Here is a 24,590-nt window from a genome sequence, read left to right as displayed (position 1 = left end):
TTCGACATGGACGTCGAATCAAGGCTCGCGGAGCTGGAAGACAGGTTCGAACAGCACCAACGCGATATTGTCGAGCAGATCCAGGGTAGCATGGACGCTACCACGCCCGGCATTGCCAGTCGGATCCAATCTCTCGAAGGCGAACTGCGCCGGTACGATCTGCAGTCGATGCGTGATGCTTCGATCTTGTCGGATGACAACCGGATCAAAGATGGTCAATCTCGAATGGCCATCATCGAAAGCAAGGTCCAGGGTATCAACAAGATTCTTTGGATGCTCGGTTCGCTGATTCTCTCAGCAATCTTTGGCGCACTTCTGCGCGAGGTAGTGAAGTAGCTTGGACGCTGCAGACATCATTCAAGCCGCGATCCTGATTGTCATGATCGGCGGACCCATCATCACGCTTGCATTCCGTTCTGTACGGAACAGCGAGCGTATCGAAAACCTTGATGCTCGACTTGAAACGGCGCTTGCATGCATCAAGGCCGATCGCAATGAGGATCGCAAGGAATGGGGCGACATCCGTGTCATCCTGTCCGACTTGAAAGACGTCGTGCAGCAGCTGGTCGTGATCGAGCGTATCCGAAGCGGCAAAGACCCAATGAAGGACGAGTAGGTTAGATGGCGACTTATACCGGCGATGTAGCAGACGCAACTTTCACGACCGGATCTGTAATTTTCGGGAACCTGCTGTACGGCGGGTACAACTCGTTTGCATCGAAGACCTATGAGTTCACGCTCGTGTTCGATGCTAGCGCAGGGTTGAGTGAATCGGACAGCATTTCATCTGCTGCAGCAACGATCACTCCAGCACTTGACCCGCCCGCACAGGACAATGTCTACCGAATCTACGGTCACAAGGTTGCTTCTGAATCTGCACCAGCGACGTCAGGCGAGTACACAACCGCGCTATCCAACCTAACCACGGCATACGTCGATTGGTCGCCTACAGGGCTGGTTGTTGGTACGCCAATTACAACAGATGACCTGTCGCCGATCATTGAAGAACTGGCTGCGCAGTCTGGTTTTGACGGCACGTTCACGCTTATCTTCACTCGCCTCTCTGGGTCCTACAACCAGTTTTACTCAGCGAACAACACGACCGACAAGCCATCGATCGACATTACTGTTGCAGCTGCAGGTGCAATCGATGCTGACAGCTCGCAGATGCTCATGCAGGCATCGCAGGCGACTGTAGCCGCAGCTGCGATCATTGCGAACTCGGCTCAGCTTGCAATGGAAGCTGAAACCGGATCGATCCAGTCGATCATCCAGGGCAGTGACTGCCAGATCCTGATGCAGTCCGAATCTGCGGTGATCGGCTATCCGCTGATCGAAGCAGAGTCAGCTGTGATGCTGATGCAAGCTTCGTCGCCAAACTCGTATCCATCGCTGGTTCCAAATGACACCGCGATGTTGATGCAGGCGAGCAGTGCTTCATCCTACGCCGCCATCTCAGCAACAAACTCTCAGATGGTGCTTGAAGCATCATCGGTGACCATCGTTTCAACAGCAGCCATCGTATCGCCGCAACGTGGCTTGTTCTTCACATCTCGCGGTCTGTTTATCGAGTAGCAGCAATGACAAAAGCATCAGACGACAGCGTACGCGATGCGGCGCTGGAATTAATTCAAGACAACGTGACCAAGGTGGTTCTGCTTTCAGCTGCCGTCACGATCGGAACCGGTGGGTACAGCGATGCTAACACCGAACTGGGAACCGGCAGTGGCAAGAAGCTTGGCGAAGTCACGGTCGATTCAAGCGACTTCACGCTTGGCGATGACGACACCGATGGACGCAAGTTGACACTGTCCGCTCAGGCGGTCGGGATCTTGCAAGACGGTGATGCGACCCATGCCGCATGGCTGGACGTTGCCAACACGAAAGTCCTGCACCTTCTGGATCTCGGTGCGACCGCGACCGTGGCAACCAGCGAAGTTACGCGAACATTGAACGCGCACAGCCTTAGTATTCGTGACACGACCGCAGTCAGCTAATCGTTGACTGCCGGATAACACGAGAGACACCGCAAACGAGACTGGCGACATGCAAGTAGATCGAGACGCTACCGAGCTGATTTTGTTCATCAAGTTGGTGGATGACAGCAACGATCCCATTGAGGACGTCGAGTATGACGACACCGACTTGGTGATCAAGTACATCCAGCCCGGTGACAGTGCGTTCACGACGGTCACGCTGGTCGAGGGAACTCTCGGCGCATACGTCGCCAACTCGTTTGTGCAAGTCACATCAAACATCTATCAATTCTGTCCGCCCGACAGCTGGGTGGTCGATGGATCATTCACAATGATCCAGCTGACGTACGCAGACGGCAAGCCACAAGAAGGCGTCATTTACGCGACGGCATCCGGCGACCAGATCACGTACACCAGCGTTATCGAATCTGATCCATCGTACGATTCAGAATCGGGCGAGATCACTTGGGTTCGCGGCGATGACTACGTTGTCACGAACAATCGGCAGATTGACATCGACATCTCGGGATCGACCGCACAAGCCGGTGACACTGCGTACTGCAAGTTCGCCAACACTGACAAGTCGGTGTCTGTTTCTGCGAATGCTTCGGTCGTCGATGTCAATGGCGCCATTAAGCTTCGCATCCAAGCGCCGCGATCAGTCACATCGGCAGCGGATGCGGGAACCTATGCCTATGACGCGGAAGTCGTCGACAGCGACGGTCTAGTCTGTACTCACCAGTCCGGCCCATTGCGATTGATCGAATCATGGACTGACATTGTTGCGAGCAGTTAATGAAGACCGCAGGCACACAGCAAGAAGTCGCCAAACACTTCGGTGTCAATCGGCGGACTGTTGCGGAGTGGCTGGCGGATGGTTGTCCCGGCAAACAGGACAATGACCGTTTCGATCTTGATGCGATCGCCGCATGGCGAGCGGAGAATCGCGAGAAGCAGCCAGAACGCAACCTGACCAAGGAGCAGCTGGAGATCGAGCTGCTTATGGCTGATGTTCGAAAGCGTCGTGCTGAAGCGGCGATCAAAGAGCACGACCAACTCAAAAAGACAGAAGACGTCGTTCACATCAGCGAAGTCGAACTGTATCTGACATCACTGTTCACGGAAGGACGACGCAAGTTGCTGAAGATCCCCGAGACGCTACCGATGGGATTCCCCGAGCATCTTCGCCCGGCAATCCGCGAAGAATGCATTAAGCAGCTGGAGATCTGGCTAAGGTGGATGGCGAACAAAGCAGCGACTGTTTCGGAAATCAAGGAACTTTAGTTCTTTCGAAGTCCGTCACCGATTCCTGGTTGCCACCAGAGAAGATGCGAACTTGGGATTGGGTCACACAATACGCGGTGACTCACAAAGGCGATCCCTTCAACGGCGACCTGTTTCCCTGGTGCGAAGGTATCTGCGACATCTGGGATAAGCCCGATGTGGAGCGAATGTTCTTTCGCGCCGGATCTCGACTCGGCAAGACAGAGATCAGTCTCGCGATGCATCAAGCAGCGCAAGACATGGACCCCGATGTCGGCATGATCGGATGTCCGACCGAAGGGTTGCTGATGAAAACCATCGGCGATCGATACTTCTCGATGCTGGAAAAGTCACCGAAGACACGCAGCTACTGCCCCCCGGTGCATCGCCGCAATGCAAAGAAGGTTAAGTGTCCTCGGTACATCATCTACGGCGGATGGTCTGGATCACCGACAACACTCGGTGACATCGACCCGCGATACGTCAACCTACTTGAGGCGTCAAAGTGGACGAAGAACAACAGCGAAGAAGCGGACCCGCTCGAGCTGGCGATGGAACGTGGGGCGGAGATCCCCGGTCGGAAACTGTTTGCGGAATCGACACCAACGGTTACCGGTGTGTGTCGTATCAGCAGGTTTGTCGAATCAGCAACGAATCGGTTCTTCCACATTCCATGTCCGAAGTGCGGAGCCTTCCACCCGCTGTTCGTCGCCGACTGGAAGAACTTGTCGAAGGGCGGCCTGTACTGGGACCGCGACAAAAACGGCGAAGCGACCGGAAACCTGGCGGCAACGACAGCTCGCTTCATCTGTCCGACATGCAATCAGGAATGGGGCGAGGAACATCGACGACCACAGGTGCGTCGCGGTATCTGGGTTGCCCCTGGTGAGTATGTCGTCAACGGCAAGCTTGAAGGCACGCCCGTCAACGCGGGACCGGATGAATCATTCAACTTGTCGCGGATGTACGGCGCGACATTCACGTTCGCAAAGTATGCCCGCGCCTATGCAACCTGCTTCGGCAAAGAAGGCGAACAGTCTTTCCTGAACAACTGGGAAGGAACGACGTTCACGCCGCTGAAAGTCAAGATGACTTGGATGCAGCTTGCGGCAAGGCTCTGCACAGGCAAGTGGGAATATGGCTGCGTCCCAGAGCAGTGTGTTTTCCTGACATGCTCAGTCGACGTTCAGGACGACCACTTCGTTTGCACGACGTTCGGATGGGACAACCAAAAGATCGCTTACCTGATCCGGCACGGGATCGCCAAGTGCTGGGAAGACGTCGCAGAATGGATCTTCAGGACATACCGCCATGAAGATGGGGGTCCGCCAATCCAGGCGAAGATGACGACCATCGACTCCAAGGACGGTAACAGGAAAGACGAAGTCATCGACAACTGCATGGCGCTGAACAGCGAGCGTGGACCGTTTGTCTGGCCTTCGATGGGGATGAAACCCGGCAGCTTGCAGATGCAGTATTTCAAGAATGTTGACATCGACAAGGATAAAAACGTCGGCAAGAAGTTTTCTGGCCTTAGTATCCCTGGGCTGCGGTTGACTCAGGTCAACACAACCATGACGCAGGAATGGCTGGATAACTGCATCGCTCGACGAGCTTCAGGCAGTTTCCATTCGATTGTCATTCACGAGCACGTAGCAACTGACGAGGACTTGTTCTCGCAGCTGCTGAACGAAGCGTTCAACCCCGAGAAGGGATTGTGGGTTCGTCTTGACGAAAGCACCATTCCGGTCGACTTCCGCGACTGCTTCCGATACGCACGATGCAATGCGGAAAGCTATGTCAACGGGAACTGGGAACGTGTCGCCGAAAAACGAAACTTCCCCAAAGCAACCGCAGAAGACATGGAACGTCGACAGCGTCAAGTAGCAGTAGCCAAGGAACGGCAGCAAGAAGAACGTCGGGAACCAGAGCGAAAGATTGTTGATCGCAATGAACCCAAGCGACGTTCGTTTGTCCGCAAGCCTTCACAGCGCCGACGATTCGTTCGAGGCAGGTAACCATGTCACAGTCAAGTCGCTGCCCCGTTTGCGGGACAGGTGTCATCCAAGTCTACGCGACACGAGCCAACCAAAAGCTTCGTGTTCGCACTCGCTATCGGCGATGCAGTAACTGTGATCACCGACCGGAAAAACAAGTGCTGCCACTGGAGATCGCGCCGGTGCGATCCGCGATGTGCGACAGCTGGACATCACGCAAGGAGCAACAGTGTCAATCAGCCTAAACCAGGACGAATCCAGCAGCATCGCAAACCTGCTGGATTACTGCGAGACACCGAAGCAGACCCAAGTCATCAGGGCGATGATGTCAGAGGGCAGTCAGCGGAAGGCGGCAAAGCTGCTTGGCGTTGGCAAGAACACGATCGCTCATCATATCGGTCGCGTAAGGGCGACTGCAGCAAGCAAAGGATTGACCGAGCGGATGGATCTGCGAGACGCTGTACCGCAGCAGACGCACACCCTCGGCAAAATGACAGTGCAGCTCGGCAGCGATGGCATCGAGAAGGTTTGGGCGCGAGCGGAACCCGATCGAGAGAAGCTGCAGCTGGTTGCCCGTGAACTGGCCGACAACATCACCCAAGGGTTCAAGCCACTGCCAACGATCGCTGCACCGCGGCGCAAGGCAATCAGTGATCGACTTGCGGCATACGTCATCGCGGATCTGCACCTGGGGATGTATGCGTGGAAAGCGGAAACCGGGGGCGACTACGATTGCGAGATCGCTCGGCGAATCCTCGGCGGCGCGATGCAGCTGCTGATGGAGCGGACCCCCGACACCGAATCGGCGATCATCGCGCAGCTCGGCGATTACCTGCACATGACCGACGAGACGAACGAAACGCCGCGCGGCAAGAACCGCCTGGACGTCGATACGCGGTGGAAACGGGTGGTTCGGATCGGTGAAGAACTGTACGTCTCGACCATCCAGGCGGCGCTCAAGAAGCATAAGCATGTCACCGTTTACAACGTCCGTGGCAATCACGACATGTACGTGGCTTACATGCTGGGCAGGACACTGCAGCGAGCGTTCGCCAAGAACAATCGCGTCACAATCGTTAACCCAGAATGCGACTACGTCTATCACCGATTCGGAAACAACCTGATCGGCATGACGCACGGTCACTTGGCTAAGCCACAAGACCTGGGTGACAAGATGATGGAGCACCGAAGGACTGACGTCGGTGAATGCTCGCGATGCTACTGGTGGACTGGTCACATCCACCATGAAACTGTGAAGCGATTCGGATGGTACAGTCACGAGTCATTTACAACGATCGCTGCCAACGATGCGCACGCAGCTGAACGGTACACATCGAATCGTACGATGGACTCGATTGTGATCGACCCCGTCTACGGAATCCGCGACCGAACCACCGTCACGGTTGATGAGATCGAGTCTCTATCGCTAGCCAGCAAATAAAAAACCATCGCTGCGTACTATAGATAGTACGTCCACGCGGGCATCCGTCTTGTAACGCCTTAGTATCCGTTGCAATGACAACATCAGAACTTCTTACCGCCCTGCAGACAGCGAAAGCCAACCTGATCACTCAGATCAGCACTGGCGGATCGCCCGTTCTGGAATACGAGATCCGTGGCAAGAAGGTGAAGTTCGTTGACCATCTCAAGATGCTCGAAGCTCTAAACGCGGAGATCAGCCAATGCTTGCTTGAACTTGATCGGGCTGCAGGAAAACGCCCACGAAACCGTGCGAGGACGCGACGGTGAAGAAAGTAAAGCGAGAAGGAGTCTTGGGACGGGTAGGTCGCGCGATTGATCACGCGATGTACCAACTAGCGCCTGAACGTGGCATGCGACGAATGGCTGCTCGCGCCAAGGGTGACATTGTCACCAAGCGATTGGCACAGCTGTCGTCCGGTTCGTTCGGGCATCCATCCGTGGCGTCTAATGACACGCGGGATCACCGGTATCTGAATAACCGGTTGACTGCTGATGAACAACTTGAAATGTCACTGAATGATACGCAGTGGCGATCGCGAGAACTGTTCCAGACCAGTCCACACGCACACGGTGCTATCGAAGCACGTATCGCACACGAGATTGGCGTCGGCTTATCGTGCCGCCCCAAAGTCACGGAGTGCGAACTGTTCGACGCGAAAACTGCCGATCAGATCAACCTGAAACTGAAAGACGTTTGCCGACGATGGAGCATGCATGGCGTTGATCGTCGTCGCAGGCATTCCCTCGGTGCGACTCAGCGGATGGTTGCACGCGACGTCGCGACATTCGGTGAAGCGTTCGCTGTCTTCCGTGAAGCACCAGCCAAAGGCCCAATCGGCCTGACGGTCGAATTGATCGATCCGATGCGCGTCGAGACTCCAGCGGAGTTTGCACGCGATGAGAATGTTCGGATGGGGATTCGCTACCACGCGAAGACCGACCAGATCATCGGCTACTACGTCCGTGTCAAAGGCAAACGCTATGACGCGATCAAGCCAAAATACGAATTTATCCGGCGTTACGACAAAGCGGGCAATGAACAGATCGTTCATGTCTTCGAAGCTTTGCTGCCGGAACAATCACGCGGTGTACCGTGGCTATGTGCTGCGTTCGCACTGCTGAAAGATCTCGACGACTTTCACGAAGCTGAGTTAGTCGCCAAGCAGATCGAAGCTTGCTTCGGTTTGATCATCAAGACCAGCAAGAAGTCTGGCGGACCTATGTCCGTTGCCGAACAGAACTGGTCGGGTGACACCGACAGTGAAGGTCGGCGACTGGAAGACATCTATCCAGGCATGATCGAGTACGTCGATGAAGACGGCGAGATCACCAAGATCGATCCATCGCGTCCAGGTTCGACTTTCGCGCCGTTTATCGAGGCAGGTTTGCGTGCGGTATCCGCGGCGCTGAACTTTCCTTACGAGATCCTGGCGAAGAACTTTCACCGCACAACTTATTCGTCTGGCCGACTGGCGATGCTCGACGGAAAGCTCAGTTTCGAGATCCGTCGCCAGCCAATCGTGGAGCAGTTTTGTAATCCGCTCTGGCGTCGACTTGTCGCAGCTGCCTTCTTCTTTGGGCATCTCGACGGGATCGTTTCGCGACTGGCTTACATCGCAGCACCGCACTTGTTTGAAGATCACGCTTGGGGCGGTCAGTCCTTCGGTGCGATCGACCCGAACAAGGAAATCGAAGCTCACCGGGACGCGGTGGAAAGCAACCAGGAAACCCTGGCTGAGATCCACGCGGAGCACAACCAAGACTGGGAAGACGTCCTAACGCAGCGTGACCGTGAGATCCGCAAGGAAACAGACCTGCGTCTCGCCCGCGAGAAGGACGAAATGGATGCACGCACGAAACTGGGACTACCCATGCCCGGCGAAGGCGAAGATGACGGCAAGGATGCCGTGAAGGCACGGGGCAAGGATGCCCCAAAAGACAACGAAGATGACGACGAGAGTGACAGCGAGAATGATTCCAAGTAGCAACCCATTCACGATGATTCTTCGCTGGATCGTCACCGCGCTGTACTTCGGTTTCAAGACCGGACGAAAGCGGTAATGCCAAAGCAGATCAAGCAAGAACTTATGTCAATCACTAAAGCCGCTCGCTGCCTGCAGTCCGCTGAATCGATCGAGATGATCGAGTTTATCACGGTCGGCAAAACACACAGCAAAGAGCTTGGTTGCCGACTCATGAAGGCGATCAATACGTCACTGACGGACTCTGAGCTTGATGGCCTTGCTTGCGATTTGAATGACGCGATCGCACCAGTGCTTAATCGGTTCATCACCAAGCTAACTGACGAGGCGCAGGAATGCCTAGCCGAACACGCTGGCTCAAACAACCAGTCAGCCGAACAGACATCCTGATCATCTGGATCGCAACGATGTGCTACACGACCGGTCTGACCGCGATCTTAGCCATCAACGCAAAGGATCACTTAAAGAAGTTCAGCGACTTCATTGATCAACTCGAACCCATTTTGCAACTGCTTCGATGATTCGAATCGCCTCACCAACACAAGACGCGAAAGCCGGTGTCAATGAAGACCGTAACGGCATCAACGGATTGATCATCGCGGAAGAGGGTCCGTTCAAGTCTGGGCGTGGTCGCTTCAATCTTCAATCGCTTGAACGCATCGTCGCACTCGGCAATGCGGCATCAGACGGCATCCGCAAACGCGCACAGCACCCCAATGCATCCGACGATGGATTGGGTAGCGGTTGTGGACGCGAGACGAATTATCGAATCGACAAGCGTCCCAACGGATCGCACATCGTTCGCGCTGACATGCTGTTCAGCAAAGCAGGCATGACCATGAACCCCAAGGGCAAAACAGCCTGGGGGCCATACCTGATGAGCGAACTGGAAGAGAACCGCAATGCATTCCAGAACTCGATCGTCCTGAAGTTCGAAATCGCTGAGGACGAACTGAGCGACAACGAAGAACTGCCTGATCTGTGGATGCCAGTTGAGCTGAAAGCCAGTGACTTTGTCGATACCGGCGATGCCGTTCACGGCGATTCGCTAAGCGAAGACGACATGATCAGCTGGCTGAACGAAGGTTCGTCACGGCGAACCCATGTCAAGCTGACTCAGGTGCTCAGCACCCAACTTGATCGCGCGTTCCCCGACGCAGAACCCTCCACCATTCAAGCCCGGCTACACGGGTTCGTCGATCGGTATCTATCGAATCGGTTCGACGGATTCCAGCCATCAACACTAAAGGAACCCCCTGTGGACAAAGAGATCCAAGAAGCGTTGGCAGCTCAGCGCACCGCGTTCGAAGGCCAGCTGTCGGAAGTCACCAAGTCGATCGGCACGTTGACTGACCTTGTCAAGTCGGCGCAGGAATCGTCCCAGCAAGCACTTGCCGCCAAGACCCGCAGCGAAGAGATCGCCGCGCTGTGTCAGCAAGCCGGTTCGACCGAAGCTGCTTCGTTTATTGCAGACGCTTCGCTGTCTGTCGCGGACGTCCAAAAGAAGCTGTTCACACAGCTGTGCGAGAACACGGTCAAGCTTGGCGAAGGCGAAGGCGACGTCGCGCCCACCGCGTGGGAAAAACTGAACGCCGAATGGCGTAAGGATGAAGCCGACTTGCAGAAGGCTGGCTGGACGATGGACGACTGGAAGGCAGCAAAGGCTGCTGAACGCAACATCGAGATCCCGAGCGACAACTAACCCGTCGCTCTATTCAGGCCCGATCGAGCCAGTCTGACGAATCGATCATCTGTCTTCATTAACTTCCCCAACGACAAACGATCATGACTCAAACAACTGTTGATCAACAGGTCCAGATGACCGGCGAGCCGCACGGTGAATCGGACATGCCCGTGAAGGCAGGCATCCTGCTTCCACACGGCACGATCGCGTTCATTGATGCCACTCTTGGCATGCTGACCAACACCTCCAACAGTGGTGCCAACAAGGTCGCAGGCATCATGGCACGCCGCGCTGACAACACCAGCGGCGGTAACGGTGACATCAGCGGTGTCTTCTACGCTTTCAAGAACCGTTTCGAACTTCCGTTCAATGACGCGATCACGCAAGCGAATACCGGCGATCGCTGCTACGCCCAAGACAACTTCGGTCTGTCGCCCACTGCAACGAATGCATCGTGGTTCGGTGTGATCGAGAAGTTCATCTCGTCCACCAAGGCGCTCGTCAAGCCGATCTTCGCTCCCGAAGACGCGACTAGCTAATCGTCAGCGGACCTGACGTTTTTTTACCCGCTTCTATGCAGTCCTGTTCAGGACTGCCGACAACCTGCACAGGACTGCAACAATGGCGTTGACTCAAAACGCTCTCTACTACGAAGCTGCACAGCGTGTTCGACACCGGATCTCGCAAGGCTTGGAAGCAAGCAAGGCGCTTTACCACTTGGTCGCCATGACGGTGCCTTCGACCACCGATCGCGAAGATTACGACTGGCTGGGAGCGTTCCCGAAGGTTCGCGAATGGCTGGGCGACATGGTGTTCGAACAGATGGCGAGCGCCGACTTCACGATCAAGAACCGCGAGTTCTACGCCGGTATCCGCTTGAACAAGCAGAAGATCGATGACGGCAACACCGGCTACTTTGACAACCTGATTCCAGGTCTTGTCGAGCAGATGGATCGTCACCCCGACAAGTTGATGTTCGAGTTCCTTGAGGACGCTGAGGCGTACGAAGGGTTCGACGGTCAATACTTCTTTGACACCGACCACAGCTGGGGCGACAGCGGTACGCAAAGCAACTTGCTGACGACCGCGGTCGTTGACAAGGATGTACCAACCAAGGCTGAATTGCGTGCGTTGTTCCAGAACATCCTGACCAAGTTCTTGAGCTACAAGAACGACAAGGGTGAGGCTTTCGCCGCTCCCGATGCAACGACCATCAACGATCTCGTTGTCTTCTGCCCGCTGAAGTATTACTTCTTGCTGGATGAAGCGTTCAACGGAACGATGAAGGTCGAGGGTGGTGCAGCGGTGCCTAACTACACCGTTGTCAAGCCGACGTTCATCCCGATGGCTCACATGACCGGCGACTACTTCGATGTGTTCCGCACGGGACAGTCGATCAAGCCGCTCGTGTTCCAAGACCGGGAATCGCTGTCAACCTTCCAAGAAGGTGCTGACAAGCCAACCCAACGCGACATCCTTGTCGGTGCGAAGGCTCGCCACAACATCGGTGGCTTGGCTTGGTGGTTGGCCATTCGCCAGAAGCTGACGACCGCGTCGTAAGCGGATCTGATCCATGAAAAGTCCAGTGCTCTAACACTGGCAATTAGGGGCCGATCGTGTTTGCGGTCGGCCCCATCTTCAAACCACAACCCACAATCCACCCCATCAATATGTCAAGTTTGCTGCTGGTTCGTGCCCCTGGTAAGCGTTCGCCATTCCGCCGTTCAGTCCGTGACGAGAAGGATGAAGCGATCAAGCTATTGGTGTTCGAACCTGGAATCCCTGTCCTTTGCGAAGGTGATGATCTTGCGGCGGTCGCCAATGACGTTGGACGCGCCATCTTCATCTGCGAGCAGGACGGCACCGACCCAATTCGCATCAACATTCTTTACGACGAAACAAGTGCCTTCGTTGAAGCCGCAGCTGGTCGCGAGCTAAAGCTTGAAGGCAAGCGGAAGATGCATGTCAAGCGTCAAGGTGAAGACGTCGATCCTAGCGTCGATGTCCACCTGGATGATGACATCCTTGCGATCCTTGATGAACCCGAGAACGTCAAGGCACTTGGCGGGGAAGTCACCCCTGAATCGATCGCGCAGTATGTCGCCAGCGGCAAGAAGCTTGTCGACTTGACTGGCATCGGCAAGGTCAAGGCCGACAAGATCGCCAAGGTTCTTGGGCTGAACGAGTAAGCCATGCCATCGGCAATCGAAAACGCCGAAGCAGCTCTTGCTTCGGTGATGACCAACACCGAGATGTTTGCCGAAACGATCACCTTGTATTCCCAAGGTGACATGGATAGCCCGCAAAGCATCAACGCAGATGTTTCCTGGGCTGACGAAGAAGGCAGCAACTCGGTACGCGGCGACGGTCGGTCCAGCCTGAACCAGGACCGTGGCAAGAGCGTTCGACAGACTTGCACGATTGAAATGCCATCGAGCGTATCGATCAACGAGAACGGACGCGACATCATCAAAGTCACCGACCCATCAGGCAGTGAAGTCTATGTGAACCTGCACCGTCGAGCCGGTGCGGACCCTGTTTCCCAGACGCTTGTTTGCGTCAGGACCAACGAGTTCTTCTCACAGCGCGGACGTCGTGGCGGATGAGCTACCAACCAAACTCTGGATCGCTAAGCAACACTGATCTGCTGGTGCGCAAGCTTGCATCAGGATCGGCAACTTGGCAATCCATCTTGGGCGTCTCGAACCTGGCGGATGCGATCGAGAAGGGCACCGTGTACTCGCGAGAGAACATGGGATTCCCGCGACTGATCGTCAGCAAGGAACCGGTTCAGTTTGAAACCGACACGACCGGCAACATCATGGGCGTCTCGAATCGCGTCTCGACTTGCGGGTTCTTCATGTACTCGCCAACCGACGACGACATGCGAGCGCTCGGCAACTGGACTGGTGGAGCATCCGACCCGGTAACCGATGACGATCGCTTCACATGGGCGTCTGACCAACTGAGCAAGATCCTGTTCGAGATGTTGGAGATCAGCGGATCTGCGGGCAACGTGCATGTCAGTGATCCGGTGATCTACGATCCCGAGAAGGTGCCCTGGTCAGAGCGACCTGACAGCGACGAAATCGAACTCGGCAATGACGCTCGATCACTTTGGTACGGGATCATCGACTTCACGGTGCTGTAATGAGCCTGAAAGCAAAGTCGTCGATGGCGATGAAGATCACTCCGCTGCAAGTTGTTCGGCGGAAGCGAAAGCTGTTCACGAAATCAGCGAAAACAGCATACAAGAAGACCGGCGAAACCTATCAGGTCAAGCTGCGACCACGCCGGTTCACGACACAACACGCGGTGCTTGCCGGGTACGCGAAACGATCGCGGAAGTACCTGAAGGACAAGAAGAACAAGTTCGGTCACCAACTGCCACTGGTCTACAGCGGTGAAGCGAAGGCAGCATCGAACAGGTTCAAGATCGCTGTTGTTGCAGCATCACAGCGTGCAGGCGATGGCGGCTACGCAAAGCTGACCTACTACGCACTGCGAAAGCTGAATTATCGCGCCAAAAACCAGAAGGCCAACATGGCACAGGAGTTCCGACGGTTGCTTCCGTTCGAATTTGGCGTGCTTGGTCAGGAGTTCGATCGCTATCTCAGTCAAGAGATGGCTGCAGGCGAATCATCTTAGTTTCCCTAGTCCTGTTCAGGACTGTAACATCAGAGGCAAGTATGGATACATACAATGGCTGGGGCATTGGTCTGAAGCCCAAAGGCGCTAGCTCGGTCACCATCCTCGGTGGCGTAAGCAACCAGAGCGCCCAGCTGGGAACCGAACACGGTGCTGAACCGACCGCTGGTCAGCGACGCGCCGCTCACTCGGAAATCACAAGCATCTCTCCACGCGCCAGCGTCACGACGTTTGACATCGGAACGATGCTCGGCCTGATCGGTAGTGAAGGTGCATGTCTGGAAGGTGGAGACGCGGAAGGTTTCGCGCTCTATCAGATCAAGCATGACCAATGCGGTGAAGTTGCAAGCGGATCTGTTCACCGCAAGATCTTGATTCCCAACGGTCGAATCGTCCCTCGATCCTTGAGCTGCAGTCACCGGCAAAACGCCGAGCTAACCAGCGAAGTGATTGCAACGTACGACGGAACGAATGACCCTGTCATTCCGACCGCTAGTGTTGCTGCACCGACTGGTCTGACTGACGCTTACCGGTTCACCCTAGGTGCTGTTTCGGTCGCTGGTGTCACACTTGAAGGCAACACCAGCGTCGAAGTCAACTTCGGTGTTGAGGTTCAACCTGACGGTGGTGACAGCGACTTGTTCGACACGCACTTGCAGATCGTCCAGGTCAAGCCCGAGATCATGATCACGACCCGTGACGTGAGCAAGTTCGCAACCGGATCGATCCCATTGCGTGGCTTGCATGGCTTGCACTCGAACAGCTCGATCGTCTTCCGTCGCCGGGTGAACGGCACAGGTGACTTCAGCACAAGCGCCGACAGCATGGAACTGACGTTCGACGGTCTGGTTTCCGTTGACAGTCCAATGAGCGCGCAGGGAAACCAGCGTTCGGAAATGACCATCAAGATCACCTGTCTTGATGACGGCACTAACGCACCGCTCGTCTTCGCATTCGATTACGACATCGACGGCGCGTAACAACATCTCATCCAGCGAGCCATCGAGACTCCCTCGGTGGCTCGTTTCGTTTTACTCCACACCGAGTTTGATTATGGACCCTGTTCAAATTGTTTCTCGAAGCATCGGGTATGGTCAGCCAGCTGCCTCATCGGTCGTTGATCGCATGACCGAAACCGATGTCGCATCAATGGTCGATCTGCACGCTGCAGGCAAGAGCGTACGCGATCTGATCACCGCTGCCTTGTCTGGCCCTAAGCCCCGTGTCGAGAAAGGCGCGAACAAACCGCGTCGTCGCCGTAAGAATACAGAGACGACCAATGTGTAGCCGCGATCTCTGATTCGCAGGCATCTTCTTTACGACGCGAGCACTCTGCTGCGTCGACTTCAACAAAGGACTAGGCGATGTCCGACTTCTTCTACTTTATTCCGCACTGCGGACCACAGATCGGTTCTAAGCGACTGCAAGAACTTGGTCTGTATGACCGGATCGATAAACCAGTCCTGCGACAATGCAGGAACAACACCCCCAGCGGTGAACCAGGCGCAGTGCTTCGTCAGAACACTGGCAGCGGTCAATCGGTGATGTCTGATCCGGCGAACCAAACGTGGACTCCCGCGCCGCAAGGCGATCAGGAATCGCCACCGTACTGGGTTGGCTACAACACCGCTGATCCACCCGGTCCTGGCGACTTGCTGCGGGACTCCATCGTCACCAGCGTTCCGTACACGCTGCAGGACGGCAACACATGGCAGATCCCAATCATCCGTCAGTGGTTCCCTGTCGACGAAGAGATCCCGTTTGCCTACGGCACTCAGCTTCCGTCGCTCGTCTCGATCGACAACCAGGGCAATGCGATCGCTGGTGATGTGATCCCTCGTTACACCGAGATCTGGAACAAGGCACTTGCTGTGCATCGCGCTCTGTACGTCGCTGCAGAGAAGGACCCCAACGGCAATGGCAGTATGAGCATGTCCGAGATGTTCAAGTTTGCCGTTGATGCACTCGCTGTCAACTATCGCGTCTCGCTTCTCGAGATGTCGATCCTCAAGGCTCTGTCAACCGATGACTGCAGTGAGATCACTCGCAAAGCATTGGACTTGGATACCTACGGTGAACTGCTGGGAAACTTCATGAGCCGGTCGACGCCCGACGATTCCAATTCGTCCTCTGGAGTCGATCGGCCATCAAAGGAATTGCCAGTAGTTACCGACCAACTGTAGGCGAATTTGTCGCACTAATGGAGTTCATGCAGACGCGCGATGACTGACAAAAACGTAGTCGTAACGATCAATGGTAAGCACGACGGCATCATCAAGTCCTTTGATGCTGCCGAGGCTGCTGCACGCAAATACGCAGCAGCCAATGGTGTTGCAGCGAAGGACATTGACGCAGAAGTAAGTCGCATCGCCGGTTCCGTCAAGTCGTTCATCAAAGGTGCTGCCGATGGCTTTTCGTTCTATGGTCGACAACTTCGGTCGATCAAGGGCGAAGGCAAAGACATGCACGATGCGATGGAAAAGTATCTGCGTGACAACGGACTGGCAGGAAAACAGTCTGCGGACGACATCATTGCGCACTACAAGAAGGTCAATCCAGAGCTTGCGAAGGTTCTGGAAAACGCTCGCGCTCAGTGGAAGAAAAACGAAGAGGAAATCGCCAACTCCAAAGGACTGAAGGAGCAGAAGGACCGCGTACGTGAACTGGTCGGCGAACTGAAGGGCATCGAGGGCGTCTTCGGTGGATGGGGAACCGAGATCGATGAGGCATTGAATCAGCCACTGGGTGATGCTCGTGTTCGAGCGAACCAAATTGTCAACGAGCTGATGGACATCGATCCCGAGCGCGCGAGGCAGCTGCAGGAGGCGATCGAACGAGCAGAAGCTGCGTCTGGCAGGACAGAGTTTGACAAGTGGGAGAAGCAACTCGCTGCTGCTGGTACGCAAGGCGACTTGCTTGTGCGGATGTTTCGCGATGACATGCGATCAGCAGAGATTGAAGCCGGGGGCGGCATCGATCAGCTGATGGCGAAGATCTCGGCGATGGAACCACGCTTCGCTGGTGTCGCGCAAGAATGGCGGCGAACATGGAACATCGCTGCAGACAAGGTTCATGAAGAACTCGGTGAATCGATCAACGTCCTTCGCATGGCAGGACCGGAAGGTGAGAAGGCTGCGGATGCCATTGTCGATGCCATGCAGCGGGCAGGTCGCCTCAGTGCTTCAGCGATCGATAAGATCTTCGCTCCACTGGATCCATCAAACACCGCTCTGTCTGGAGCGATGACCGACATCCGCAATACGGTCGAGAAGAACACCAACGAAACAAATACGCTGATGCAGCAGATGTCCGACAATGCTGTTCGGCACATCGGCGGAGCAATGGCGACGTACATCGGGATCGATCAAGCGATCCAGGGCGTCACCAACACTCTCAGGGAGCAGCAAGAACTTCTCGATGGGATGAAGAACAAGCACATCTCGGTCGGTGAAGCTCAGTCTGCAGCTGCGTCGAACTTTGCTGGGTTGAATGCAGCTGATCGGAAGTCGCTGCAAGAAACCATCCCGTTCGAGATGCAGCGAAAGTATGACCTGAGCGAAATTGGTCTGTCGTCAACGATCCTCGCCGGCGGCGTGGGTATCTCGGCTGGCGGTACGGTCGATCAGGTGAAGAGCGCGATCGATGTCGCAACTCGCATGAACCTGTTCAAGCAAGACCAGATCGACGAAACAACTAGCGGTTTGGTTTCGATCGGACAGAACCTTGGACTCAAGGGCGAAGGGTTCGCTGAGAAGTCTGCCAACTTCCTGCTGAACGTCAAGCGGATGTCGCGGATCGAAGACGACGAGCAACTGGTAAAGGACTTCCCAGCGCTGCTTGCATCGGCAAGCGTGAATGCAGGGAAGGGCAAGGGTGCTCAGTCTGCGATCGAAGCAGCTTCTGCCTTCACGCTCGTTTCGCAGCTCGTGAACGACAAGCGTGGTGAAGCGACGGTGACCAACTTGGTTAACCTCGACAGCAAGATGGCTGAGTTCTTCACCGGCATGCGTGACGGCGAAAGCAGTGTCGATGAAAAGATCCGCAACCTGAACAAGACCATTCAGGACCAGACCATCGCAAAGCGTGAATCTGCGATGAGCGGACTCGCTGACCTGGATCGGATCATCGCATCCCAAACGGAAAAAGCAGTTGAACGCGCTCGGCAGCGTGGACGCGGAGAGACTGTTGATGGTCCGGTGATCACCGAAGCGCAGAAGATCCGCCGCGAGAAGCTGGTTGCTGAACTGGAATCGCTGAAGGGTGGAGCGTATGTGACCGACGCGCAACGTCGTCACATGGATAGCTTGCGTCAAGAGAAGCAGTCCTACTACATCAACGGTCGTCGAATCGCTGACATGGACCCCGAGACGTTCAGCGGTCGCCAGAGCGTGATCGCACAGAACGGACTGTATAAGCGGATGCTGCAAACGGTCGGTCCATTTGCCGAGCAGAAATACCGCAAGGTGTTCGAGCAGATGCTGACGGACCCAAGCAGCATGGTCGACCCCGAGACACGGATGACATTGGGGCAACGTCGGCAGGGATTGTTGCATGCCGCGCAAAGCCAGGATGACTTGAGCACGTTCTTGGACAGCATCACAAAGAACGCCACCCCACAACAGCGAGCTGGATTGCAACAGAACGCAATCAACGCGGTGAAGGACCGTCGCGATGCAACATCCTCGCAAGAAGCGTATCTGGCTCAGAACCGAGAACTTTACAACCAGTACATCACCGAGACACGCGGTCAAGGGATGACTGGCATCCTGAACAAGCTTGATGACGTCGTGACCGGTCGAAGCTTCCGTGCATCCATCATGGGCGACAAGCAGGGGAACCTTCTGTCAGAAGGCATCCACATGCAGAAGTGGATGTACGCTCGATCCAACGAGAAGTGGAACAGGACAGATAACGATTCACTGACAACGGAACAGCTTAATCGAAAGCAGTATGAAATCGACACAATCCGGACGTACGGCAAGAACCTTGTAAGTCAGATCGAGTCGGGTGTGTATCAAGCGGACGAACTGGCAGATGCAAGTCGGTGGGCGAAGAAACCCAAGTTCACGACCGCCGAATACCGCGAAAAGTACGGCGCGAACACTGAAGTCACTCAGGCTCAGATCGATGTGCTGCACGCCATCCACGAAGCAATCAAAGAGCAACGCGAGATCCTGACTCGCACCGCTGACGCATCCGAAGACACAGCAAACAACACGGATAAGCCAAAGGTGAATCCTCTTAGCGGTCGGCCAATGAATGATGCCTACGGGAATCGGTAATGAGTACCACTAGCAACACCTACATCAACACGACAGCGTTCAACAAACGTGAGGGCACGTACGTTCTGCCCGAGCGTAAGACGACTGTCTTCAACTCGCCAACATCGAATCATGTCGGCGCTCAAGTGTCAGGCAAGAAGGGGCAACCCTTCCAATTGATCCTGACGCGATACGTCCTGCCATCAGAGCGGTCGTCGTTCCGTGCGTTCATCAACAGCCTGAACGGCACTGCGGTCAACCTCATGATCGATGGGATGCAATTCTCGCTGCCACAGTATGGCGGCTACATGTTCCTGGTTAGCCACGCCCGTGTCGTCGACGATGTTCTACTGCCCGCAGCCTGCGGATACCTCGACGGTGAGCGGTTCGATTACTCACCCGCAATCAAGATCAAGTCACAGCTCGTTATGCACGCGGTGCCAGCCTAATGACAACTTACAACTTCGGCGACAAAACCCGATGGGTTGACAATCCGCTGTGCCCAGCTGCGGAAGTCTGGATCAGGGCGAACTGGAGTGACGAATGGGTTCGTCGCTATGACATGCTGCCCGTTGAATCGACATGGTCGATCAGTCCACAGATCCCGACAGCTGCGATCGAGTATCGCTACGGCATGGTTCGACCGCCAGGTGCAAACCGCTCATACTCGCTGTCGCCAATCACATCGCGAGGGTACTACGTCCTCATCAAGTGGCACACCGACACCGAGGAACCGATGTACTGGCTTGGAATTGCAGATGCTGCAGTCAAGCAATGGGAGGACATCGGCGATTCCCAGACGCCTGTTTCTGGCATGCAGATCATTCCGTGTTACGGGATGGAAGCTACCCTGCGTGAGACGATCGTCACATCAACAGTGACCTGGGACAGCAGCGAAGAAGAGTATCGTCGCACGGGCGGTGGTTCGACATTCAACTGGCACCCAAAGAGCGGCAACCGATCAGACGATCCGAAGGGACCGCTTAGCAAGTATGTGTTCAACAACACTACTTCATCAATCAAAGACTGGTCATCGCGTGACATCGTCGACTACCTACTGTCTTTCCAGCTGCCAACGAACAGCTACGGCGCATCGGCAATCCCCTGGCAAGTCAATCAAGTAGGTCGCAATCTGGTTCCGACTTGGGATCGACCAACGATCGAAACTGATGGCGAATCGGTTGGCGACATCCTCGATCAAGTCCTGTCGCCCGAGAAGATGCTTGGCTGGTTCGTCGGCGCAGGAGTGACAAGCGACGACAGCGGATACCCGACCATCAGTGCGGTTGAAGTCGTTCCGTTCGCGCGGTCTGCATCACCGATCTCATTGCCCGGCGTGGGTGTGATGCCCGGCAACCGGTACGTCCACACCATCAATTCAGACAACGATCCGATCACCAACATTCGCATCGACCAGGACGACAGTCAGCAAGTCGATGAAGTGATCGTACGCGGACCAAAAGAGATTGCGGTCTGCACGCTGACGTACGACGATGAAATCGAGAGGGGTTGGACAAGCGAACTGGAGGAAAAGTACGAGCTAGCCGATTCGAACGACCCTGCTTGGGCGAACTTAAAACCGTTCGAGAAGTGGGAAGCAAACGCGGCATTTCGAAGTTTGCCACCCGTATCTGATGTCTACCAACTGTTCAAGATCAAGTCGACCTGGGACGGGAAGGCGAATCGAAACGAAGACGGCGAGGAACCGACCGAGGTATTCGAGAAGGATGACGAGGGCGAAGTCTACGTCCCGTTCTATGACAATGTGATCGTTCTTGATGACTTGCCACTGCTTGAATCGACAGACTACTCAGGCAAAGTGGACGAAGTCGAGGAACGCGGGACAGTGCTGTTAAAGCCAGTCCTATACTTCGATCGCGATCCCCAGAATCCAGGCAAGTGGATCAACGCAGTCAGCAAAGGGAAGCTGCCAGCAAACGTGTTGGCACGACAGGGCAACAGCGTTCCAGTCAGGATCACAGTGGATGGCGAAAATGAAACATGCCCATCTTTTCGCGTGAAGACCGAAGGTGCCCCCGCACACGCAGTTGCAACCACCTTCACGGGCAATGATGGCGACAAGACCAACAAGCCAGCGAGGGTGTTTGGGTACATCAACTACAGGTACATGAAGCTGACATGCGCACTGCAAGGTGATCGCAGGCCATTCTGGAAGATCAGCAACGGATCGACCAGCGATGCTATCCGCCGCAAGGTGATCACACTGGAAGATCCATCGCTTCAACACGTTCGGCTTGCCAAGGGGTGTGTGGTCGGACTGAATCTGGACGGAACCTTCAAGACATCTGAAGGCGGGATTCTGCGTGACCCTCGACCGCAGCTGCAGGCGCTATGCATCCTTGCGGCACAAACATTCCTGAACACCAGGACGTCGGTTCGGATTCAAACGCAACGGCGGATCTCGGGGATCTTCCCCGGTTCGATCATCCGGCAAGCCAATGGCGAGAACACGAACTCGATCGTGCGTGAAGTTCGGATCGAAGCACCGACCGGTGATGCCAACGCGGTGCCCCCGGTGATCCAAACGATTCGTGCGACAACGAATGATGTTGACATCGTCGATCTGCTCGGTCGCGTAGCTGGTGATGAGATCGTCAGGCACTCGGCCAAGAAGTCAATGAATCGGCGTGAGGTTCTTGCTGGTCGCAAAGCAGAACGCGAAATGCGGCAAGAAGCACGGAGGCGGTATCTCGATAGCAAACGGTGGCGGAGCCGATAATGTACGCTGAAATTTCACTCGCGAAAGTCAAGACAGCACCAACTTCAGCGTCTGGGTTGGCATGCACGAAGTTCACTGCAGACCTACTGTACCCCGACTACAGCGCAGGTGGAGATGCACCTACCCTCAAGGAGACAGAAGGCGAACCAGTCGATGTGATCTGGACATGGAACGGAACATGTCCAGTCGACACTGTGCTGGTTCTCGGTCGGATCACAGAGGGTGACTGGATCGTGATCTCGGAGGCATGCGATGACTAAGGTTCTGAAACGTCGCCCCGGTTCGCCATGCTGCCTACCGTCATGCCAATCAGCTGGACTGCAAACCGCAGCAGACTGGGATGGCGGCGAGGACACTATGACTGAGTCATCGTACGATGGAGCGGATCTGTCGCTGCCATTCGATGACTGGCTGGTGATGGGTTCGGGCACTTACACACCGATCACCCCGTCGATGGGGCCTTCGTACCTACTGCACTTTTACCTCGACGGTGACATCACGCTGTCAGTCGGTGGTGTTGAACTGTCGATCGATCGAAGTACAGGCACGCTGACATGTGGATCAGTCTCGGCATCAATTCCTAAAACAGCAGATCTGGATCCGACAGCTGCACCAACACGGGTGCTCGTTCGTGTCACGCCTAGTTGGGTTTCGATCGCAACATCAGACACCGTGTCCTTCGGGACATCTGATTCTGACGAGAACCTGGGAATGATCCTGACCGAGGACTTCGTGTCTGAACCCGAGGGCATGATCACGATTAGCGGGTCTGGAAAGATCTACGCGGCTGGCATCCAGTCAGCCTTCGTTTGGATCGGCGACAAGTACATCGGATGCAATACCGAAGAACTGAACCCGCGACCCTACAACGTGTTCTTGGCACTGCTCAAGAATGACCCCGCGACCTACTTCGCAATGCGTCACGAGAACAATCCATCCGAACCATTGACGGATGGCGAAGCGTTCTGGCCGGATGTGACGATCGACGATTCGGTCGAGGTGACAGGGGGTGGACCGACCTACGATTCGTTCACGAACTCGACATGCGAATGGTCGCGGACGAAGACACCTGTCGGTCATGCAAGTCGAACACAGATGACCAAGTGGCAACCTGCATCGCCAGTCAGTACAGGGCAAGCGACCAACTGCACAAACACAGCTGGCACTGCGTTGTATTCGCTGCCATCCAGGGTGGTTGGATCAGCTGACGATCATTCGATTAGCTATGCGATCATCTTCGCGACGTATCCGCTCAGCCTTGAAGAGTGGGAAAGCACGCTCACAACTCACGACTATCCAGAGCAGACTTACAACAGCAGTGGTTCGCGGTATGTGACTGATGCAGACGGTCTACTCTCGACGTTCCCCGAACAGAACTACCGACAGCGCGTGCAAGGGTACGCGGACTACTCCTATCCACTAGCGACGGCAGGAGACAATTACCCAAAACCGGTGGCTAGGTTGGGTGCCCTGGCTAGCGATGGGGTGAGCTACGATCTGGAATCGATCCCAGTCAATGATCTGCTCGACGGCGCAACAGTCAGCGGAACCGCGATCACGGATCACGTAGCGGTCGTGGGGTTGGACTGGACATGGGAGTTCTAGCATGAAGGCTCGATGCGAATCCTGCGGACGTCTTCGGGTTGGATCGCCAAGGATGCAAGAATGCTGTGGACGCCCGCTACAGTGGACTGGGGAGATCCCTGTGGTGGATCCAAACCAGACCGCGATTGAACAGTGGCGAAGACTGGTTGACGATGCGTGCAATCGATCATGCCCTCGCTGGGGTACAGTCAACGGATCGACGGGATGCATCATCTGTCCCGGCAAGCCATGCGACATCGGCTACTACCACGCCAAAGGCAGGGCGTGTTTCGACAATCCGCCTAGGTTCCCAGCTCGACCAGGATGCTCGGAAAAAACGACCCCCACCCCTGCTAGTGGCTCAAGTCGGTGATTGCTGAGCGACGATAAAAATACCGATCGCTAAAAATTTGCTTTGTTTTCGGAAGGAGCCTCCTTGGGCGCGGCCCGTAACGGGGGTACAATACACGCAATCCAAAACGAAACCCCGTTTTTCATGAAGATTGCGTTAATTTCTTAACATTAGATTAACCGTTTTTTCACGCAATCTTCACATTAAGCTTTCTTCACAATTGGCGTGTCAAGGCCAATTTCGCGGATTAACCGAAATTTAATTTCGAAATCTTCACACTCCGATCACCGTTTCTTCATCGAAATTTCACGGTGACACTATCGCCGGATAGTGCGACAATCCCCGCCACTAATCGAGTCTGTGAAGGTTCCGTGAAGATCCGCAGACACGCTGTCTATGCGTAGACGGATTGTCTACGGTCTGCGGGGATGCCACCGATAGGGGTGCAAGGTCGAGAAGGCACCTAGCGTCCGCGCTAACGAGCGCAAACGAGATCGGGCGTGATTACGCGCGAGCGGGCGATGGTGGCTGTTCTGGCGCTAGATAGGGCTGTTCAGGACTGCCCTAGGGTTCTGATCGGTTCTGCAGCTGCGCGGCAAGTGGTCGCCTCACTGGTTGCGT

General features: G+C 55.3%; 27 protein-coding genes. All 27 read left to right on the top strand.

Translation table 11 applies throughout. The annotated features are described in order from the left end of the window. Window positions 1–6 precede the first annotated feature (6 nt). The 27 genes from LOC67_RS23490 to LOC67_RS23360 all read left to right on the top strand — a co-directional run bounded on the left by LOC67_RS23490 (window position 7) and on the right by LOC67_RS23360 (window position 23,638). Complete coding sequence (locus tag LOC67_RS23490; RefSeq protein WP_230265281.1) at window positions 7–336, top strand: hypothetical protein; 330 nt, start codon at window positions 7–9, stop codon at window positions 334–336. 1 nt (window position 337) lies between these two features. Continuing rightward, window positions 338–616: a hypothetical protein gene (locus LOC67_RS23485; protein ID WP_230265280.1), complete on the top strand. Its 279-nt coding sequence runs from the start codon at window positions 338–340 to the stop codon at window positions 614–616. Window positions 617–621: 5 nt separating this feature from the next. Continuing rightward, entirely contained in the window at window positions 622–1,575 is a 954-nt protein-coding gene (locus LOC67_RS23480) for a hypothetical protein (protein WP_230265279.1), read from the top strand. A 5-nt stretch (window positions 1,576–1,580) separates the two neighbouring features. Next, entirely contained in the window at window positions 1,581–1,997 is a 417-nt protein-coding gene (locus LOC67_RS23475; RefSeq protein WP_230265278.1) for a hypothetical protein, read from the top strand. A 49-nt stretch (window positions 1,998–2,046) separates the two neighbouring features. Further along, window positions 2,047–2,772, top strand: a complete 726-nt coding sequence (locus tag LOC67_RS23470; protein ID WP_230265277.1) for a hypothetical protein — start codon at window positions 2,047–2,049, stop codon at window positions 2,770–2,772. Beyond that, a complete protein-coding gene (locus LOC67_RS23465) occupies window positions 2,772–3,260 on the top strand; it encodes a hypothetical protein (protein ID WP_230265276.1) in 489 nt (162 codons plus the stop codon). Before LOC67_RS23470 ends, LOC67_RS23465 begins: the two co-directional genes overlap by 1 nt. A 29-nt stretch (window positions 3,261–3,289) precedes the next feature. Beyond that, window positions 3,290–5,257: a terminase gpA endonuclease subunit gene (locus tag LOC67_RS23460; protein ID WP_230265275.1), complete on the top strand. Its 1,968-nt coding sequence runs from the start codon at window positions 3,290–3,292 to the stop codon at window positions 5,255–5,257. 2 nt (window positions 5,258–5,259) lie between these two features. Beyond that, on the top strand, window positions 5,260–5,481 hold the full coding sequence (locus LOC67_RS23455) for a hypothetical protein (protein WP_230265274.1): 222 nt from the start codon (window positions 5,260–5,262) through the stop codon (window positions 5,479–5,481). Next, window positions 5,466–6,677: a metallophosphoesterase family protein gene (locus LOC67_RS23450; RefSeq protein WP_230265273.1), complete on the top strand. Its 1,212-nt coding sequence runs from the start codon at window positions 5,466–5,468 to the stop codon at window positions 6,675–6,677. The genes LOC67_RS23455 and LOC67_RS23450 overlap by 16 nt, the downstream gene beginning before the upstream one ends. Window positions 6,678–6,751: 74 nt before the next feature. Further along, window positions 6,752–6,985: a hypothetical protein gene (locus LOC67_RS23445; protein ID WP_230265272.1), complete on the top strand. Its 234-nt coding sequence runs from the start codon at window positions 6,752–6,754 to the stop codon at window positions 6,983–6,985. Window positions 6,986–7,041: 56 nt separating this feature from the next. After that, a complete protein-coding gene (locus tag LOC67_RS23440; protein WP_230265271.1) occupies window positions 7,042–8,703 on the top strand; it encodes a phage portal protein in 1,662 nt (553 codons plus the stop codon). Between the two features lie 75 nt (window positions 8,704–8,778). Next, on the top strand, window positions 8,779–9,090 hold the full coding sequence (locus LOC67_RS23435) for a hypothetical protein (protein WP_230265270.1): 312 nt from the start codon (window positions 8,779–8,781) through the stop codon (window positions 9,088–9,090). A 127-nt stretch (window positions 9,091–9,217) separates the two neighbouring features. Then, on the top strand, window positions 9,218–10,402 hold the full coding sequence (locus LOC67_RS23430) for a hypothetical protein (RefSeq protein ID WP_230265269.1): 1,185 nt from the start codon (window positions 9,218–9,220) through the stop codon (window positions 10,400–10,402). Window positions 10,403–10,485: 83 nt separating this feature from the next. Beyond that, window positions 10,486–10,923 (top strand): hypothetical protein, encoded by a 438-nt coding sequence (locus tag LOC67_RS23425; RefSeq protein WP_230265268.1) that lies wholly within the window; start codon window positions 10,486–10,488, stop codon window positions 10,921–10,923. Between the two features lie 82 nt (window positions 10,924–11,005). Then, complete coding sequence (locus tag LOC67_RS23420) at window positions 11,006–11,944, top strand: Mu-like prophage major head subunit gpT family protein (RefSeq protein WP_230265267.1); 939 nt, start codon at window positions 11,006–11,008, stop codon at window positions 11,942–11,944. Between the two features lie 110 nt (window positions 11,945–12,054). Then, the gene (locus LOC67_RS23415) at window positions 12,055–12,573 is read left to right on the top strand and encodes a hypothetical protein (RefSeq protein WP_230265266.1); all 519 of its coding nucleotides are present in this window, start codon (window positions 12,055–12,057) and stop codon (window positions 12,571–12,573) included. A 3-nt stretch (window positions 12,574–12,576) separates the two neighbouring features. After that, window positions 12,577–12,990 carry a hypothetical protein gene (locus LOC67_RS23410; RefSeq protein WP_230265265.1) on the top strand — a complete coding sequence of 138 codons (414 nt, stop codon included), beginning with the start codon at window positions 12,577–12,579 and terminating at the stop codon, window positions 12,988–12,990. Then, entirely contained in the window at window positions 12,987–13,535 is a 549-nt protein-coding gene (locus LOC67_RS23405) for a hypothetical protein (protein ID WP_230265264.1), read from the top strand. Before LOC67_RS23410 ends, LOC67_RS23405 begins: the two co-directional genes overlap by 4 nt. Continuing rightward, the gene (locus tag LOC67_RS23400; RefSeq protein WP_230265263.1) at window positions 13,535–14,032 is read left to right on the top strand and encodes a hypothetical protein; all 498 of its coding nucleotides are present in this window, start codon (window positions 13,535–13,537) and stop codon (window positions 14,030–14,032) included. Before LOC67_RS23405 ends, LOC67_RS23400 begins: the two co-directional genes overlap by 1 nt. 41 nt (window positions 14,033–14,073) lie before the next feature. Next, complete coding sequence (locus LOC67_RS23395) at window positions 14,074–15,012, top strand: hypothetical protein (protein WP_230265262.1); 939 nt, start codon at window positions 14,074–14,076, stop codon at window positions 15,010–15,012. A 73-nt stretch (window positions 15,013–15,085) separates the two neighbouring features. Next, complete coding sequence (locus LOC67_RS23390) at window positions 15,086–15,319, top strand: hypothetical protein (RefSeq protein ID WP_230265261.1); 234 nt, start codon at window positions 15,086–15,088, stop codon at window positions 15,317–15,319. A 77-nt stretch (window positions 15,320–15,396) separates the two neighbouring features. Then, the gene (locus tag LOC67_RS23385) at window positions 15,397–16,215 is read left to right on the top strand and encodes a hypothetical protein (RefSeq protein ID WP_230265260.1); all 819 of its coding nucleotides are present in this window, start codon (window positions 15,397–15,399) and stop codon (window positions 16,213–16,215) included. A gap of 39 nt (window positions 16,216–16,254) precedes the next feature. Next, window positions 16,255–19,314 carry a hypothetical protein gene (locus LOC67_RS23380; protein ID WP_230265259.1) on the top strand — a complete coding sequence of 1,020 codons (3,060 nt, stop codon included), beginning with the start codon at window positions 16,255–16,257 and terminating at the stop codon, window positions 19,312–19,314. Beyond that, window positions 19,314–19,742 carry a hypothetical protein gene (locus LOC67_RS23375; RefSeq protein ID WP_230265258.1) on the top strand — a complete coding sequence of 143 codons (429 nt, stop codon included), beginning with the start codon at window positions 19,314–19,316 and terminating at the stop codon, window positions 19,740–19,742. Before LOC67_RS23380 ends, LOC67_RS23375 begins: the two co-directional genes overlap by 1 nt. Then, window positions 19,742–22,033: a hypothetical protein gene (locus tag LOC67_RS23370; protein ID WP_230265257.1), complete on the top strand. Its 2,292-nt coding sequence runs from the start codon at window positions 19,742–19,744 to the stop codon at window positions 22,031–22,033. Before LOC67_RS23375 ends, LOC67_RS23370 begins: the two co-directional genes overlap by 1 nt. Next, the gene (locus tag LOC67_RS23365) at window positions 22,033–22,293 is read left to right on the top strand and encodes a hypothetical protein (protein ID WP_230265256.1); all 261 of its coding nucleotides are present in this window, start codon (window positions 22,033–22,035) and stop codon (window positions 22,291–22,293) included. Before LOC67_RS23370 ends, LOC67_RS23365 begins: the two co-directional genes overlap by 1 nt. Window positions 22,294–22,390: 97 nt before the next feature. Then, window positions 22,391–23,638, top strand: coding sequence for a hypothetical protein (locus LOC67_RS23360; protein ID WP_230265255.1), 1,248 nt, complete (start codon window positions 22,391–22,393; stop codon window positions 23,636–23,638). Window positions 23,639–24,590: the final 952 nt, after the last annotated feature.

Origin of the sequence: Stieleria sp. JC731 (assembly GCF_020966635.1) — a bacterium.
Classification (GTDB): domain Bacteria; phylum Planctomycetota; class Planctomycetia; order Pirellulales; family Pirellulaceae; genus Stieleria.
This window is presented reverse-complemented; position numbering and strand designations above follow the sequence as displayed.

Bases quoted from the DNA above. Each gene is read 5' to 3' on its own strand.
- LOC67_RS23490 (WP_230265281.1), top strand. From the start codon at position 7: ATGGACGTCGAATCAAGGCTCGCGGAGCTGGAAGACAGGTTCGAACAG.
- LOC67_RS23480 (WP_230265279.1), top strand. From the start codon at position 622: ATGGCGACTTATACCGGCGATGTAGCAGACGCAACTTTCACGACCGGA.
- LOC67_RS23475 (WP_230265278.1), top strand. From the start codon at position 1,581: ATGACAAAAGCATCAGACGACAGCGTACGCGATGCGGCGCTGGAATTA.
- LOC67_RS23470 (WP_230265277.1), top strand. From the start codon at position 2,047: ATGCAAGTAGATCGAGACGCTACCGAGCTGATTTTGTTCATCAAGTTG.
- LOC67_RS23465 (WP_230265276.1), top strand. From the start codon at position 2,772: ATGAAGACCGCAGGCACACAGCAAGAAGTCGCCAAACACTTCGGTGTC.
- LOC67_RS23455 (WP_230265274.1), top strand. From the start codon at position 5,260: ATGTCACAGTCAAGTCGCTGCCCCGTTTGCGGGACAGGTGTCATCCAA.
- LOC67_RS23445 (WP_230265272.1), top strand. From the start codon at position 6,752: ATGACAACATCAGAACTTCTTACCGCCCTGCAGACAGCGAAAGCCAAC.
- LOC67_RS23440 (WP_230265271.1), top strand. From the start codon at position 7,042: ATGTACCAACTAGCGCCTGAACGTGGCATGCGACGAATGGCTGCTCGC.
- LOC67_RS23435 (WP_230265270.1), top strand. From the start codon at position 8,779: ATGCCAAAGCAGATCAAGCAAGAACTTATGTCAATCACTAAAGCCGCT.
- LOC67_RS23430 (WP_230265269.1), top strand. From the start codon at position 9,218: ATGATTCGAATCGCCTCACCAACACAAGACGCGAAAGCCGGTGTCAAT.
- LOC67_RS23425 (WP_230265268.1), top strand. From the start codon at position 10,486: ATGACTCAAACAACTGTTGATCAACAGGTCCAGATGACCGGCGAGCCG.
- LOC67_RS23420 (WP_230265267.1), top strand. From the start codon at position 11,006: ATGGCGTTGACTCAAAACGCTCTCTACTACGAAGCTGCACAGCGTGTT.
- LOC67_RS23415 (WP_230265266.1), top strand. From the start codon at position 12,055: ATGTCAAGTTTGCTGCTGGTTCGTGCCCCTGGTAAGCGTTCGCCATTC.
- LOC67_RS23410 (WP_230265265.1), top strand. From the start codon at position 12,577: ATGCCATCGGCAATCGAAAACGCCGAAGCAGCTCTTGCTTCGGTGATG.
- LOC67_RS23405 (WP_230265264.1), top strand. From the start codon at position 12,987: ATGAGCTACCAACCAAACTCTGGATCGCTAAGCAACACTGATCTGCTG.
- LOC67_RS23400 (WP_230265263.1), top strand. From the start codon at position 13,535: ATGAGCCTGAAAGCAAAGTCGTCGATGGCGATGAAGATCACTCCGCTG.
- LOC67_RS23395 (WP_230265262.1), top strand. From the start codon at position 14,074: ATGGATACATACAATGGCTGGGGCATTGGTCTGAAGCCCAAAGGCGCT.
- LOC67_RS23390 (WP_230265261.1), top strand. From the start codon at position 15,086: ATGGACCCTGTTCAAATTGTTTCTCGAAGCATCGGGTATGGTCAGCCA.
- LOC67_RS23385 (WP_230265260.1), top strand. From the start codon at position 15,397: ATGTCCGACTTCTTCTACTTTATTCCGCACTGCGGACCACAGATCGGT.
- LOC67_RS23380 (WP_230265259.1), top strand. From the start codon at position 16,255: ATGACTGACAAAAACGTAGTCGTAACGATCAATGGTAAGCACGACGGC.
- LOC67_RS23375 (WP_230265258.1), top strand. From the start codon at position 19,314: ATGAGTACCACTAGCAACACCTACATCAACACGACAGCGTTCAACAAA.
- LOC67_RS23370 (WP_230265257.1), top strand. From the start codon at position 19,742: ATGACAACTTACAACTTCGGCGACAAAACCCGATGGGTTGACAATCCG.
- LOC67_RS23365 (WP_230265256.1), top strand. From the start codon at position 22,033: ATGTACGCTGAAATTTCACTCGCGAAAGTCAAGACAGCACCAACTTCA.
- LOC67_RS23360 (WP_230265255.1), top strand. From the start codon at position 22,391: ATGACTGAGTCATCGTACGATGGAGCGGATCTGTCGCTGCCATTCGAT.